Source organism: Lentilactobacillus kefiri (assembly GCF_009739535.1).
Classification (GTDB): Bacteria; Bacillota; Bacilli; order Lactobacillales; family Lactobacillaceae; genus Lentilactobacillus; species Lentilactobacillus kefiri.
This window is the reverse complement of sequence record NZ_CP029971.1, coordinates 20,862-35,578: the sequence shown is the minus strand read 5'-3', so window position 1 is coordinate 35,578 and position 14,717 is coordinate 20,862. Positions and strand designations below refer to the sequence as shown.

The following is a 14,717-nucleotide window of genomic DNA, read 5'->3' as shown; positions in this document are numbered from 1 at the left end:
CTCGTTTTTATTTTTAGGATGAGGTGTAAATTTATGGATGATTATTTAGTCAAAGCCACAACCAGTGATGGCATGTTCAGAGCGTATGCTGTGAACGCCAAAAAGTTGGTTGCCACTGCACAAAAAGATCATGATACCTGGAGCGCATCATCAGCTGCTTTGGGTCGGACTCTGGTTGGAACAGTGATGCTCGCAGAGTCGGTTGAAAAGAACGGGGAAGCCGTTACTGTCAAGATTGATGGGAAAGGTCCCGTTGGCCAAATTGTCGCTGACAGCGACTCAAATGGTCACGTGAAGGGGTATATTCAGAATCCTCACGTTCACTTGCCGTTGAATGCCAACCATAAAATTGATGTTGGCAAAGCAGTCGGAGTCAATGGCTTTATTGAAGTCAGCCGGGCTGCCGAAGGTGAAGATCCTTATACAGGAACCGTTCCGCTTGCTTCCGGTGAGATTGGTGACGACTTTACTTACTATTTGGCTCAGTCAGAGCAGATTCCATCTGCGGTTGGCGTTTCAGTGTTTGTAAATAATGATAATTCGATCGGTGCCGCCGGTGGATACCTGATTCAAGTTTTGCCTGATGCAACTGACGATGCGATTAATAAAGTGATTGAACGGATTAAAGAAATTCCGATGATTTCGGAGTTGCTATTGGACAACCAAACCCCTGAGGATATTTTGGAATTGATATTTGGCAAGGGTAAGCTTCATTTTCTGCAGACTGTTCCGGTTGAATTCTATTGCAATTGTTCCAAATATAAATTTGGCAGAGATCTCGAAGGGATGCCGGTACCTCAATTGGAAACAATGCTCAAAGAAGATAAGGGGATCGATGTCACTTGCAACTTCTGTGGGAACAAGTACCATTTTGGTGAGGATGAATTGACTAAGATCATTAAAGTTGCCAAGGCAAAAGGTCATAAATAAAGTTGGCTATTTATTTCTATGAAAATGTGATAGGATAACTTACGGAATTTCACAATTAGTAATTGAATTTTGAGGTGAAAGAATGGAATGGAATATTGGTAATGTTACGATCCCAAATCAAGTCGTAGTAGCGCCGATGGCCGGTGTCACCAACTCTGCTTTTAGAATTATCTGTAAGGAGTACGGTGCAGGTCTTGTCGTTTGTGAAATGATCTCAGACCGTGGCATTATGTACAAAAACAAAAAAACGTTGGATATGATGTTTGTGGATCCCAAGGAACACCCAATGAGTATCCAGATTTTTGGTGGGACTAAAGAAACATTGGTTCAAGCTGCCAAATTTGTCGACCAGAATACGGCTGCCGATATCATCGATATCAATATGGGCTGCCCGGTTAACAAGGTTGTCAAAACCGATGCCGGTGCTCGCTGGCTGCTGGATCCCAAGAAAGTTTACGAAATGGTTTCTTACGTGACCGATGCCGTTAAAAAGCCGGTTACCGTCAAGATGCGTACTGGTTGGGATAAGGATCATATTTTTGCTGTGGAAAACGCGCTGGCAGCTGAAAAAGCTGGAGCTTCTGCTTTGGCAATGCATGGCAGAACCAGAAAGCAAATGTATGAGGGCCATGCTAATTGGGACATTTTGAAGCAGGTTGCAGATGAAATCCATATTCCATTTATGGGGAATGGTGATGTCCGCACACCGCAAGATGCTAAGAAGATGTTGACCGAAGTTGGTGCCGATGCCGTTATGATGGGTCGAGCAGTCGAAGGAAATCCCTGGATTTTGAAGCAGACCACCCATTATTTGGAGACTGGTGAATTATTACCAACCCCAACCCCAGAACAAAAAGTTGCAACTGCCAAAGAGCATTTGCATCGCCTTGTTGAGTTGAAGGGTGATTATATCGGCTCACATGAATTCCGTGGTCAAGCATCATACTATTTAAAGGGAATTTCTCATTCTGCCCGGACCAAGGTTGCACTGACAAATGCATCAGGTGAAGCTGCGATGGACGATATCTTTGATGAGTTCCTTGAAAAAAATGAACAGAGAAAAGCACGTCAGCACCGGATAGCACAATAAATTCGGTGTTTTTTGTGTTATGATTAAATAGTAAATTTTCATTTAGGAGGTTTCACAGTGGCCAAAGAAAAAGAAATGAATGATCAGATGATCGTCCGTCGTCAAAAGATGGAAGAATTACGCAAGGAAGGAATCGATCCATTTGGACATCGGTTTGTACGTACATATCTTGCTGAACAACTTCACAAAGATTTTGATGATGAAGATAAAGATGAATTGATTAAAAAGGACAAAAAGGTCACCATTGCCGGCAGAATGATTGCTAAGCGTGGTAAAGGTAAGGTTGGCTTTGCCGATCTTAAAGACCGAACTGGAAAGATTCAAATTTATGTTCGTAAGGATATTGTCGGTGATGATGTTTACCATATTTTCAAACGTTCTGATATTGGTGACCATTTAGGTATTTCCGGTCAGATTATTAAAACTGACATGGGTGAGTTAACTGTTCGAGCAGAATCAGTTACTTTCTTATCAAAAGCTTTACGACCACTTCCCGATAAGTTCCATGGTTTAAAGGATAAAGAGCAACGTTATCGTCAACGTTATCTTGATCTGATTTCCAACCAAGATAGTTTTGACCGCTTCTTAAAGCGGACTAAGATTATCACTGCTGTACGTAAATACCTGGATTCCAACGACTACCAAGAAGTTGAAACCCCTGTTTTGCATAATTCAGCTGGTGGTGCCAATGCGCGTCCATTTATCACCCATCACAATGCTTTGGATATTGATCTTTATTTGAGAATTGCATTGGAATTACATTTGAAGCGTTTGATTGTTGGTGGATTGGAACGAGTTTATGAAATCGGCCGAGTATTTAGAAATGAAGGAATGGATACTCGCCATAATCCTGAATTTACAATGCTTGAATCATATGTTGCCTATTATGATTTCCATGATGTCATGGATGAAACTGAAGGTATCTTTAAGGCCGCAGCTGCTGCTGTTACGGATGACAACATTGTGACCTACCAAGGAACCAAGGTTGATTTGAATAAGCCATTTAAACGCCAACACATGGTTGATGCAATTAAGGAATACACTGGAATTGATTTCTGGAAACCAATGTCAGATGACGACGCTAAGAAATTGGCTGACGAACATCATATTCACTATGAATCATGGTGGAAGACCGGTCATATTATCAACGCTTTCTTTGAAGAATTAGTTCAACCTAAGCTTGTAGACCCAACATTCATTTATGGTCATCCAGTTGAAATTTCTCCATTGGCAAAAAAGAATGCCGATGATCCAAGATTTACGGATCGTTTCGAACTCTATATTGTCCAGAGTGAATTTGCTAATGCCTTTTCAGAATTAAATGATCCAATTGATCAACGTCAACGATTTGAAGCTCAAGTTGCCGAACGTAAGGAAGGTAACCAAGAAGCTGAAGGAATTGATGAAGATTACATTGAAGCTCTTGAATATGGTATGCCACCAACAGGTGGGTTAGGTATCGGAATGGATCGATTGGTTATGCTTCTAACAGATGCACCTTCCATTCGTGATGTCATCTTGTTCCCAACTATGCGTCCCGAAGACAATACAAATAACTAGTATTTTACTTAAAGCAATCCAATTTTTGGATTGCTTTTTTTGTTGCAATTTGGTCTCAGACAGCTTGATTATCTTGCAATACTTTGATCAGATAGACCAGTTCAACTTTTTTGCGATTCATTTTGTTTTTATACTTGACGAATGGATGAAAGTTCGGTATATTTATATATGCTGATTTGAACGAGTGACACAACGAAACGTTTCATTGAGAAAAAGTTTTTGTTGACTCTGGTTGATCAGCGTGGTACTATTAAATAGTTGTCGCGAGAGAGGAATTATTTCTTCCGACAACGATGTAGACCTTTGAAAACTGAACAAAATTTTCGACAAACAAATGTGCAGGGCGCTTCGATCTTTTGATCGAGGCCAAACATTTGCGAAGTCAATTCGTAATAACAAATAATAAATTTAAATCATGAGCTATAACAGGCTTATCATTTTAAAACATTTTAAGATGAGAGTTTGATCCTGGCTCAGGACGAACGCTGGCGGCGTGCCTAATACATGCAAGTCGAACGCGTTTCCGTTATTGATTTTAGGTGCTTGCATTTGAATGATTTAACACGAAACGAGTGGCGAACTGGTGAGTAACACGTGGGTAACCTGCCCTTGAAGTAGGGGATAACACTTGGAAACAGGTGCTAATACCGTATAACAACCAAAACCACATGGTCTTGGTTTAAAAGATGGCTTCGGCTATCACTTTAGGATGGACCCGCGGCGTATTAGCTTGTTGGTAAGGTAATGGCCTACCAAGGCAATGATACGTAGCCGACCTGAGAGGGTAATCGGCCACATTGGGACTGAGACACGGCCCAAACTCCTACGGGAGGCAGCAGTAGGGAATCTTCCACAATGGACGAAAGTCTGATGGAGCAACGCCGCGTGAGTGATGAAGGGTTTCGGCTCGTAAAACTCTGTTGTTGGAGAAGAACAGGTGTCAGAGTAACTGTTGACATCTTGACGGTATCCAACCAGAAAGCCACGGCTAACTACGTGCCAGCAGCCGCGGTAATACGTAGGTGGCAAGCGTTGTCCGGATTTATTGGGCGTAAAGCGAGCGCAGGCGGTTTCTTAGGTCTGATGTGAAAGCCTTCGGCTTAACCGGAGAAGTGCATCGGAAACCAGGAGACTTGAGTGCAGAAGAGGACAGTGGAACTCCATGTGTAGCGGTGAAATGCGTAGATATATGGAAGAACACCAGTGGCGAAGGCGGCTGTCTGGTCTGTAACTGACGCTGAGGCTCGAAAGCATGGGTAGCGAACAGGATTAGATACCCTGGTAGTCCATGCCGTAAACGATGAGTGCTAAGTGTTGGAGGGTTTCCGCCCTTCAGTGCTGCAGCTAACGCATTAAGCACTCCGCCTGGGGAGTACGACCGCAAGGTTGAAACTCAAAGGAATTGACGGGGGCCCGCACAAGCGGTGGAGCATGTGGTTTAATTCGATGCTACGCGAAGAACCTTACCAGGTCTTGACATCTTCTGCCAACCTAAGAGATTAGGCGTTCCCTTCGGGGACAGAATGACAGGTGGTGCATGGTTGTCGTCAGCTCGTGTCGTGAGATGTTGGGTTAAGTCCCGCAACGAGCGCAACCCTTATTGTTAGTTGCCAGCATTCAGTTGGGCACTCTAGCAAGACTGCCGGTGACAAACCGGAGGAAGGTGGGGATGACGTCAAATCATCATGCCCCTTATGACCTGGGCTACACACGTGCTACAATGGACGGTACAACGAGTCGCGAAACCGCGAGGTCAAGCTAATCTCTTAAAGCCGTTCTCAGTTCGGATTGCAGGCTGCAACTCGCCTGCATGAAGTTGGAATCGCTAGTAATCGTGGATCAGCATGCCACGGTGAATACGTTCCCGGGCCTTGTACACACCGCCCGTCACACCATGAGAGTTTGTAACACCCAAAGCCGGTGAGGTAACCTTCGGGGACCAGCCGTCTAAGGTGGGACAGATGATTAGGGTGAAGTCGTAACAAGGTAGCCGTAGGAGAACCTGCGGCTGGATCACCTCCTTTCTAAGGAAAAACGGAATCCTGCACATTGTCGAAAGTTTTGTTTAGTTTTGAGAGGTCTACTCTCAATTCGTTCTTTGAAAACTAGATAATATTAATTTTCTGTAATAATTTTTTGAAATTGTATTTAATATAATTTCAACCGAGAACACCGCGTTATTTTGAGTTTGTTAACTAGAAAAAAATCGCAAATACTCAATTAACTTTGCATCACGTAGTGATGTACAGGTTAAGTTAAAAAGGGCGCATGGTGGATGCCTTGGCACTAGAAGCCGATGAAGGACGGGACTAACACCGATATGCTTCGGGGAGCTGTACGTAAGCTTTGATCCGGAGATTTCCGAATGGGGAAACCCAGCAGCTTTAATCAGCTGTTACTATATCGTGAATTCATAGCGATATAGAGGTAGACGTGGGGAACTGAAACATCTCAGTACCCACAGGAGCAGAAAGAAATTTCGATTCCCTAAGTAGCGGCGAGCGAACGGGGAACAGCCCAAACCAACGAGCTTGCTCGTTGGGGTTGTAGGACTGAACATTTGAGTTACCAAAGTTGTTGATAATCGAACAATCTGGGAAGGTTGGCGAAACAGGGTGATAGCCCCGTAGGTGAAATCAATGACCCTCAGTTCAGGATCCTGAGTACGGCGACACACGTGAAACGTCGTCGGAATCCGGGAGGACCATCTCCCAAGGCTAAATACTCTCTAGTGACCGATAGTGTACCAGTACCGTGAGGGAAAGGTGAAAAGCACCCCGGAAGGGGAGTGAAATAGTTCCTGAAACCATGTGCCTACAAGCAGTTAGAGCCCGTTAATGGGTGATAGCGTGCCTCTTGTAGAATGAACCGGCGAGTTACGGTAACATGCAAGGTTAAGGTTTAAAAGCCGGAGCCGCAGCGAAAGCGAGTCTGAAATGGGCGTTTAAGTATGTTGCTGTAGACCCGAAACCAGGTGATCTACCCATGTCCAGGGTGAAGGTGCGGTAAAACGCGCTGGAGGCCCGAACCCGTGTACGTTGAAAAGTGCTGGGATGAGGTGTGGGTAGCGGTGAAATTCCAAACGAACTTGGAGATAGCTGGTTCTCTCCGAAATAGCTTTAGGGCTAGCCTCGGACGTAGAATCATGGAGGTAGAGCCACTGTTTGGACGAGGGGCCCGTCATGGGTTACTAAATTCAGATAAACTCCGAATACCATTGATTTTTATCCGGGAGTCAGACGGTGAGTGATAAGATCCATCGTCAAAAGGGGAACAGCCCAGACCACCAGTTAAGGTCCCTAAATATATGCTAAGTGGAAAAGGATGTGGAGTTGCATAGACAACTAGGATGTTGGCTCAGAAGCAGCCACCATTTAAAGAGTGCGTAATAGCTCACTAGTCGAGTGATTCCGCGCCGAAAATTTACCGGGGCTAAGCATATTACCGAGACTGTGGACTTGACCATTAGGTCAAGTGATAGGAGAGCGTTCTAAGGGCAATGAAGCCAGACCGTAAGGACTGGTGGAGCGCTTAGAAGTGAGAATGCCGGTATGAGTAGCGAAAAATCAGTGAGAATCTGATTCACCGAATGACTAAGGTTTCCTGGGGAAGGCTCGTCCTCCCAGGGTTAGTCGGGACCTAAGCCGAGGCCGAAAGGCGTAGGCGATGGATAACAGGTTGAGATTCCTGTACTAGTTGATTATGTTTGAGCGATGGAGGGACGCAGGAGGCTAAGTTGTGCATCCAGCTGGAAACGGATGTTTAAGCCACAAGTCAGTCAAAGAGTTAAATGCTTTTTGGCGGGTTGACAAGTGGTGATGAGGACCGAAATTTAAGTAGGGAAGCAACCAACGTCACACTGCCGAGAAAAGCTTCTAGTGAGTAATCAACTACCCGTACCGCAAACCGACACAGGTAGTCGAGGAGAGAATCCTCAGGTGAGCGAGTGAACTCTTGTTAAGGAACTCGGCAAAATGACCCCGTAACTTCGGGAGAAGGGGTGCTGTGCGCAAGCACAGCCGCAGTGAAAAGGCCCAGGCGACTGTTTATCAAAAACACAGGTTTCTGCAAAATCGTAAGATGACGTATAGGGGCTGACGCCTGCCCGGTGCTGGAAGGTTAAGTGGATGAGTTAGCTTCGGCGAAGCCCAGAAATGAAGCCCCAGTAAACGGCGGCCGTAACTATAACGGTCCTAAGGTAGCGAAATTCCTTGTCGGGTAAGTTCCGACCCGCACGAAAGGCGTAACGATCTGGGCACTGTCTCAACAAGAGACTCGGTGAAATTAAGATACCTGTGAAGAAGCAGGTTACCTGCGACAGGACGGAAAGACCCCATGGAGCTTTACTGTAGCTTGATATTGGGTGTTGACACAGCTTGTACAGGATAGGTAGGAGCCATTGAGGCCGGAACGCTAGTTTCGGCAGAGGCGTTGGTGGGATACTACCCTCGCTGTGTGAACACTCTAACCCGCGCCACTAAGCGTGGCGGGAGACAGTGTCAGGTAGGCAGTTTGACTGGGGCGGTCGCCTCCCAAACAGTAACGGAGGCGCCCAAAGGTTCCCTCAGAATGGTTGGAAATCATTCAACGAGTGTAAAGGCAGAAGGGAGCTTGACTGCGAGACAGACAGGTCGAGCAGGGACGAAAGTCGGGCTTAGTGATCCGGTGGTACCGTATGGAAGGGCCATCGCTCAACGGATAAAAGCTACCCTGGGGATAACAGGCTTATCTCCCCCAAGAGTCCACATCGACGGGGAGGTTTGGCACCTCGATGTCGGCTCATCGCATCCTGGGGCTGTAGTCGGTCCCAAGGGTTGGGCTGTTCGCCCATTAAAGCGGTACGCGAGCTGGGTTCAGAACGTCGTGAGACAGTTCGGTCCCTATCCGTCGCGGGCGTAGGAAATTTGAGAGGAGCTGTCCTTAGTACGAGAGGACCGGGATGGACATACCGCTGGTGTACCAGTTGCGCCGCCAGGCGCATCGCTGGGTAGCTACGTATGGATGAGATAAACGCTGAAAGCATCTAAGTGTGAAACTCACCTCAAGATGAGATTTCCCATTCCTATATGGAAGTAAGACCCCTGAAAGATGATCAGGTAGATAGGTTGGAAGTGGAAGTGCAGTGATGTACGGAGCGGACCAATACTAATCGGTCGAGGACTTAACCAAGTAGAAATGGTGTTCAAGGTACAGAAAATTAATATTAGCTAGTTTTGAGAGAACGAAGTTCTTTCAAGGAAAAATAGTGTGGTGGCGATAGCCAGAAGGATACACCTGTTCCCATGCCGAACACAGAAGTTAAGCTTCTGCACGCCGAGAGTAGTTGGGGGATCGCCCCCTGCAAGGGTAGGACGTTGCCACGCGATTATTCCGGCATAGCTCAGTTGGTAGAGCACCTGACTGTTAATCAGGTTGTCGACGGTTCGAGCCCGCCTGCCGGAGCTTTGTCGAAATGCTAACTTAATTGTTAGCATTTTTTGTACCATAAACATTTGCCGACTTAGCTCAGCTGGTAGAGCATCGGTATCGTAAACCGAGGGTCACAGGTTCAACTCCTGCAGTCGGCATAATTATGCAAATTAGAAGAAATATTAAAATTAGGAATGCTGTTAAATGGGCATTCCTAATTTTTTTAATTTATAAAAACGTACTAGAAAGTATTAAAATATAAATAATAACGGGCAAATAACGGCCAAACGGGCAGAAGAAGTTTAACCTGATACAGAGTAAAATAACAAAATAAAAACGGAACCTTATTAAAGGTTCCGCTTAATTGGTATAGTTTCATCATGAGAGGAAAGGTTATCTAACTCTTCACGAATCTGTTGATCGTTTTTTGCTTTATATTCATCCATTAAATAGGAATAAATCTTTGTTGTTGTGGATACGTCAGCATGGCCTAAACGCTTAGAAATGATGTAAATGTCAATTCCTCGAGATAGTAGGTAAGCTACATGTGAGTGTCGTAAAGAATGAAAGTGGAAGCCCTGTTTTTGAATCCCTAAGTCTTTTAGTATAGAACGCAACTTTTTATTAACGGCAGAGGATGATGGAATGGATTTATATTGATTAACAAAAATTAGTTCTCCATTATTGTGATCCTTCAAGATCTTTAATGATTTCAGCAATTCGTCATTAACTGCAATGATTCGATTTGAACCAGCCGTCTTGGTATCTTTGAATCCACCGCCTTCGGATGAATTCCAAGATTTAGTAATGCTAATCGTTTTAAAATTAAAATTAACGTCATTCCAAGTTAATGCTTGAATTTCCCCCAAGCGAGCACCAGTTAAAACGGCCGTCAGGATCATAAAAGTGGAGGTAAAGTGATAGTTTAAGTGATTCTCCAAATAAGCGATGAGACGCTTAATCTCAGCCACGTTGAGGTATTCCACATGCTTATCACGTGACTTATCATAAATAAGACTGACTCGCTGGGTGAAATCTTTATGAATCAGATCGTCAAGAACGGCATTTTGAACAGTTGCTCTAATCAGTGAATTAACTTTATAAACAGTATCTTTTGCATGAGAATGACCATAGAAGTTAATAAATGCTTGATATTGTGGTCGGTCAATACTTTTTAAAGTAACATCACCGAAATAATTATGTAATACTCGACTAGTTATTTTATAGCGATTCTTAGTCTGATTTTCAATCTTAGGCTCTTTGTACGTGTGATAAAAATAGTCAAAATAGTCAGCAAACTTAGGATCTTTAGGAACGAGATCCAAACCATTGTGGATATCGATTTCTAATTGACTCGCAAATAGTTTTGCAGCTGATTTAGTTCTAAAGCCGCTCTTAGTTTTCTCATGTTCCTGACCATTGGCATCATAATAGTAGTATCTTACTTGGTATCCATGACCATGCTTACGTATTGATGGCATTATTATTCTCCTTTGGGTAATATACTAACACATAGTGGGGAATCTACTTAATAGATCGATCATTTATCAATGATCATGGCATATAGATTACAGAAAAATGTTAAAGCCTTTACAACTCCTTTTTCCTTTTGCATTCAACCTTGATTATGTTATACTATTTACAGCAAGTTAGTTGAGGCATGTTTTTGCATGCCTAGGTAGCTTGAAAAAACAATTTTTTTGGGAGGAAATTACACATGAAAAAGTCATTGAAAAAGACTCTTTTTGCTGGTGTAGCTGCATTATCATTTGTAGCTGTTGCCGGTGTATCTAGCACAAATGCTAGTGCAAAATCATATGCCAAAGTTACATCAAACAAAGCTTTGACAACTGATGCTACTACTCGTAACGTTGCTGTTAACGGTACTAACGCTCTTTATACAAAGGCTGGTACTTTGAAGGGTGCTAAGACCGTTGCAACTAAGACTACATTAGCTGGTCTTAAGAACTCTAAGCAAGGTCAAAAGAACTTCCGTGCTTATCGTGTAGCTACTACTAACCGTGGCTCAGTTTACTACAAGGTTGTTTCATTTGATAAGACTTACCGTGGCTGGATTTACGGCGGCAAGTCAGTTACTGCATTTGCTGGTGGTATTGCTTCATTTAACACTACTACTGCACCTGCAGCAGCTGCAAACACTTCATCTTCAGCATCTTCAGCTTCAATCAATACTCAGGGCCAAACCACTGCATTGACTGACGCTCAAAAGAATGCTACCTACAAGATCACCAAAGCCGGTACTGCAAATGATGGCACTGCCACCACTTACACTTACCCAGCTTGGACTGAGTATCGTAAGGGCCGTACCGTTACTGATGCTACTCCTTACGCTAACGATACCTTCAAAGTTACGGACCAAACGACCCGTACCCGTGAAGGCGACCTTTGGGTAAAGATTGCTGACACTAACGCTACTAATGGTCAAAAGATTAACGGCTGGATCAAGTACAGCGCCTTGACTGCTCAAGCTACTACACCTACTACACCTACTCAAACTCCAGTTGCATCAAATGCAATTCGCTTGAACTTCGTTGATCAATCAGGCAAATCAATTGCTACCCTTGATTACACTAAGGCAGGAACTAACGTACAAAAAGGTACTGCCTTTGGTGAATTGAAGGCTGATCCTTCAAAAGCAATTTATACTTGGCAAATCACCGATTCTAATGCATTATCAGATCTTACCAATAAGATTAATAACGCATTAGCTGGTACAGGTTATGGATTTGACATTAGCAATGATTCTGTTGCTAACAAAGCTAACCAATCAGTAGTTGCTCAAGCTAAGACCGGTGAAACTACTAACATTAGCCTTGTAAAGGGTGACACTGTATTCCAGAAGTTACAAGTAAATACGTATGCAACTACTGATGGTAATGCGAAAGCTCAGCTTGCAACTGATACTGCCAGCCGTGCTAAACAAGATGACGTAGCTGTTGGCAAATTACCTACTAGCTTGTTCCAAGGCAAGGTTGATCTGCCGGATAAGACCGCGCTGCCTACGAAGACCTCATCAATCACACTTGACTCATCTACGATTGATGCAAATGGTGCTTTGATCGGTAGTACTGTTAAAACTGCAGTTGCAAAAGCAATTACTGGTGGTACTTCGTTAGAAGAAGTTAATAACGCTATTGAAGCTGCAGCTGCGAAGACTTATGTTGCCCCTGCAAGTTTGAATGCTACTGACTTGTTTGGTGGTTCACGAAATGCATCATTCTCAGGAACTGATGTTATGAACTACCTTGCAAAGCACACAACACTTCAAACTTTGAAGTCAGGTATTTATCCTGTATTTGACAAGGATGGAAACATTGATCACTTTGCCCAATTAACATTGAATGCTAAGAATGCGTTTGGTGGTACATTTGGTCAACAGTCTCCTGTTTCTGTATACTACAGCTATGATGCACCAGTTAAAGTTACCTTCCCAACCGCAACTACTAACAATGGATTCTCTCCACTTGCATAGTAATTCGTTGTGAAGTAGCAGAATATTGCAAAAAAGCAAATCCTTACGGGGATTTGCTTTTTCTTTTGTATTGGTTGAATTAAGTAATTAACGCAATTTGAACCTTAGTTCGATAATAGTCAAAATTTAGATAACTGTAAAAGTATTTATATTCAAAAAAAGATTGATACCTTACAGTACCAACCTGAAAAAGTTTACTGTGTATAATTATTGTTTGCTGCAACGCTTTTGTATTAGCCTTTCTATTCAAAATCTAGCTCAACAACAGATTCTTCTAGTTGATCCAGTGTCTCATTAACTGAAATAAAGTGTCGCCATTTATTAGGATCATGCTTAGCAAGTCCCTTAAAATTACTGCTGATTTTATCGTGGATATTTACTAGAAATTTGTAATACATATTAGCTGCTTCACGATCGATTCTTTCCTGTAGCCAACGTTTATCCAGAGAACGTTGGTTATTTTTTTCGGTCAAATATTGCAGGCATTTGCTAGTAAACAAATTCTCGATATTGCTATTCTCTTTTAAGTAATCTCTTAATTCTTCAGTATCCATGTTAAAACCCTCCTTAAAATTAGTTAATTGACTATTTAGGACTCGAACCTAAGCAAACCACCTGGTTAGTCGAAACATATGTTCTTTTAAAACTTTAAATGAAGCCCCCACATTTGGGAGCTCATAAGATCACTTTACCGATTACATTAACTTCATCACAATCAAACACCATGTCATCGTATGCCTTGTTAATTGATTTTAAGGTAACGGTATTATCCTCATTTACATAAAACTTTTTACAAGTAACACCAACATCACGAATGTGGACGATCGCAATTTCACCATTCTCAACCTCTGGTTGATAGTGGATAAAAACTTGACTACCCTTTTTTAAGAGCGGTTCCATTGAATCACCATCCACAGTAACTAATTCATCAGCACCAGCAGGGACTTTTTCACCAGCAATAAGTTTGTGGATTAATTGGGTATCTTGATCCTCACCGTTAATAGGAGACCCGGCAGCAGTTGAACGCCCGGCAGGAATTTCAATCATCGGCTTGTGGTCAAACATTGAAGTTATTTTTTCGTTATTCTGTTCGTTTAATTGATCACTGGCATAATTGTAAACTTTCTCTTGGCGTGAAGGGTGGAGTTGAAGCATTATTTTATTGGTATCACTAACGACTGAACTTTCTAACTTGACAATGTCTTCTGGTTTGATTCCCAATCCATCACATATTTTTATTATATTTTCCATTTTAGCATTCATAATGCCGCGATCCAGAATAGATCGGATAGTTGTATAAGCCATGCCTATAGAATCGGCAAAAGCTTTAACGTTACCAGATTTTATTTCTATTAAATCTTTTAAATAATCTTCCTTGTTCATGCTTGCTTCCTCCTTTAACATGTTTTATTATATCATGCGAAAAATCGTATGTAAATGAACGAATTTAAAGAAATACGAATTTTGGTATTGACTAAATACGAAAATTCGTATATTATAAAAATGTGCTCATGAAGAGCTATTATTTTTTAAACTAATATACGAAAATTCGTATTAGGAAGGAGTCATATTATGTTAAATAATTTAGAAGAAATTCGAAAGAAGAAAAATGTAACTTTAGTTGATATGGCAGATCTTTTGAATGTTCGTTACCAGACTATCGCTGACAAAATTAATGGAACGTCATCATTCAAATTCAGTGAAGCTTTAAAAATTCAAGAAAGCTTTTTTCCTGAATATGAACTCAAGTTTTTATTTACTCCGGATCCGTCCACACAGCCAGCATAGAAAGGAGGTGAGTTAAATGGAAAAAGGCAAACTGCATCAGTGCTTTGATAGTAATATTCAGCCTATTTTAAATATGGCGATAGGAGTTCTATTTATGACAATTGGTTACTTACTTGGTCATATGTTCTAGAAAGAAGCCAAGTGATCGTCAATGAATAGTTGAAAGGAGGAAACCAATGTTACAAATAATTGCTTTAGTTATTTCAATTATTTCACTAATCGGATCACTGATATTAACGTATTTAGCTTACAAACTATAATATCTTTTCATAGCTCAAAAAATTAATTAATACTGGTTCAGCTCGGATTTTTGGAATCGTCACGAACACCGAAGAAGGAGTTAATAAAAATGTCAAATTTTAAAGATTGTCTTGAAAAAATTGAAGATTCCATAGAAACGGCAATCTTGTTCACTATATGGTGTTGTATTAATTTTTGGCAATTGAT

General features: G+C 42.2%; 8 protein-coding genes, 2 tRNA genes and 3 rRNA genes. 10 read left to right on the top strand and 3 right to left on the bottom strand.

The genetic code is table 11. From position 1 onward, the window contains the following. The first annotated feature begins 33 nt into the window (after positions 1-33). From hslO to DNL43_RS00190, 8 genes are all read left to right on the top strand, one after another. A complete protein-coding gene (gene hslO / locus DNL43_RS00225; protein ID WP_056982719.1) occupies positions 34-930 on the top strand; it encodes an Hsp33 family molecular chaperone HslO in 897 nt (298 codons plus the stop codon). Between the two features lie 82 nt (positions 931-1,012). Continuing rightward, entirely contained in the window at positions 1,013-2,020 is a 1,008-nt protein-coding gene (gene dusB, locus DNL43_RS00220) for a tRNA dihydrouridine synthase DusB (RefSeq protein WP_056982721.1), read from the top strand. A gap of 57 nt (positions 2,021-2,077) precedes the next feature. Then, positions 2,078-3,580, top strand: coding sequence for a lysine--tRNA ligase (gene lysS / locus DNL43_RS00215; protein WP_056982723.1), 1,503 nt, complete (start codon positions 2,078-2,080; stop codon positions 3,578-3,580). A 450-nt stretch (positions 3,581-4,030) separates the two neighbouring features. Next, positions 4,031-5,604, top strand: a 16S ribosomal RNA gene (locus DNL43_RS00210). A 224-nt stretch (positions 5,605-5,828) separates the two neighbouring features. Beyond that, a 23S ribosomal RNA gene (locus tag DNL43_RS00205) occupies positions 5,829-8,749 on the top strand. Positions 8,750-8,826: 77 nt separating this feature from the next. After that, positions 8,827-8,943 (top strand): 5S ribosomal RNA (gene rrf / locus DNL43_RS00200). The 16S, 23S and 5S rRNA genes sit together here with 2 tRNA genes alongside, the layout of an rRNA operon. 6 nt (positions 8,944-8,949) lie before the next feature. Then, positions 8,950-9,022: transfer RNA gene (locus DNL43_RS00195), tRNA-Asn, on the top strand. A gap of 52 nt (positions 9,023-9,074) precedes the next feature. After that, positions 9,075-9,147, top strand: a tRNA-Thr gene (locus DNL43_RS00190). Positions 9,148-9,336: 189 nt separating this feature from the next. Here DNL43_RS00190 and DNL43_RS00185 read toward each other — a convergent pair. Beyond that, a complete protein-coding gene (locus DNL43_RS00185) occupies positions 9,337-10,470 on the bottom strand; it encodes a site-specific integrase (RefSeq protein ID WP_095345089.1) in 1,134 nt (377 codons plus the stop codon). A 236-nt stretch (positions 10,471-10,706) separates the two neighbouring features. On the opposite strand from DNL43_RS00185, the gene DNL43_RS00180 reads away from it, so the two are divergent. Further along, positions 10,707-12,482 carry an S-layer protein gene (locus DNL43_RS00180; RefSeq protein ID WP_156644953.1) on the top strand — a complete coding sequence of 592 codons (1,776 nt, stop codon included), beginning with the start codon at positions 10,707-10,709 and terminating at the stop codon, positions 12,480-12,482. A 242-nt stretch (positions 12,483-12,724) separates the two neighbouring features. Here DNL43_RS00180 and DNL43_RS00175 read toward each other — a convergent pair whose 3' ends face one another. Continuing rightward, positions 12,725-13,036 (bottom strand): hypothetical protein, encoded by a 312-nt coding sequence (locus DNL43_RS00175; protein ID WP_095344910.1) that lies wholly within the window; start codon positions 13,034-13,036, stop codon positions 12,725-12,727. Between the two features lie 121 nt (positions 13,037-13,157). Continuing rightward, positions 13,158-13,865: a LexA family transcriptional regulator gene (locus DNL43_RS00170; RefSeq protein ID WP_156644951.1), complete on the bottom strand. Its 708-nt coding sequence runs from the start codon at positions 13,863-13,865 to the stop codon at positions 13,158-13,160. Positions 13,866-14,054: 189 nt separating this feature from the next. On the opposite strand from DNL43_RS00170, the gene DNL43_RS00165 reads away from it, so the two are divergent. Further along, positions 14,055-14,270 carry a helix-turn-helix transcriptional regulator gene (locus DNL43_RS00165; protein ID WP_070366834.1) on the top strand — a complete coding sequence of 72 codons (216 nt, stop codon included), beginning with the start codon at positions 14,055-14,057 and terminating at the stop codon, positions 14,268-14,270. Positions 14,271-14,717 lie beyond the last annotated feature (447 nt).

Excerpts from the sequence above, each read along its gene's own strand:
- dusB (WP_056982721.1), top strand. The coding sequence starts at position 1,013 with ATGGAATGGAATATTGGTAATGTTACGATCCCAAATCAAGTCGTAGTA.
- DNL43_RS00170 (WP_156644951.1), bottom strand. The coding sequence starts at position 13,865 with ATGAACAAGGAAGATTATTTAAAAGATTTAATAGAAATAAAATCTGGT.
- DNL43_RS00165 (WP_070366834.1), top strand. The coding sequence starts at position 14,055 with ATGTTAAATAATTTAGAAGAAATTCGAAAGAAGAAAAATGTAACTTTA.
- DNL43_RS00180 (WP_156644953.1), top strand. The coding sequence starts at position 10,707 with ATGAAAAAGTCATTGAAAAAGACTCTTTTTGCTGGTGTAGCTGCATTA.
- DNL43_RS00185 (WP_095345089.1), bottom strand. The coding sequence starts at position 10,470 with ATGCCATCAATACGTAAGCATGGTCATGGATACCAAGTAAGATACTAC.
- DNL43_RS00175 (WP_095344910.1), bottom strand. The coding sequence starts at position 13,036 with ATGGATACTGAAGAATTAAGAGATTACTTAAAAGAGAATAGCAATATC.
- hslO (WP_056982719.1), top strand. The coding sequence starts at position 34 with ATGGATGATTATTTAGTCAAAGCCACAACCAGTGATGGCATGTTCAGA.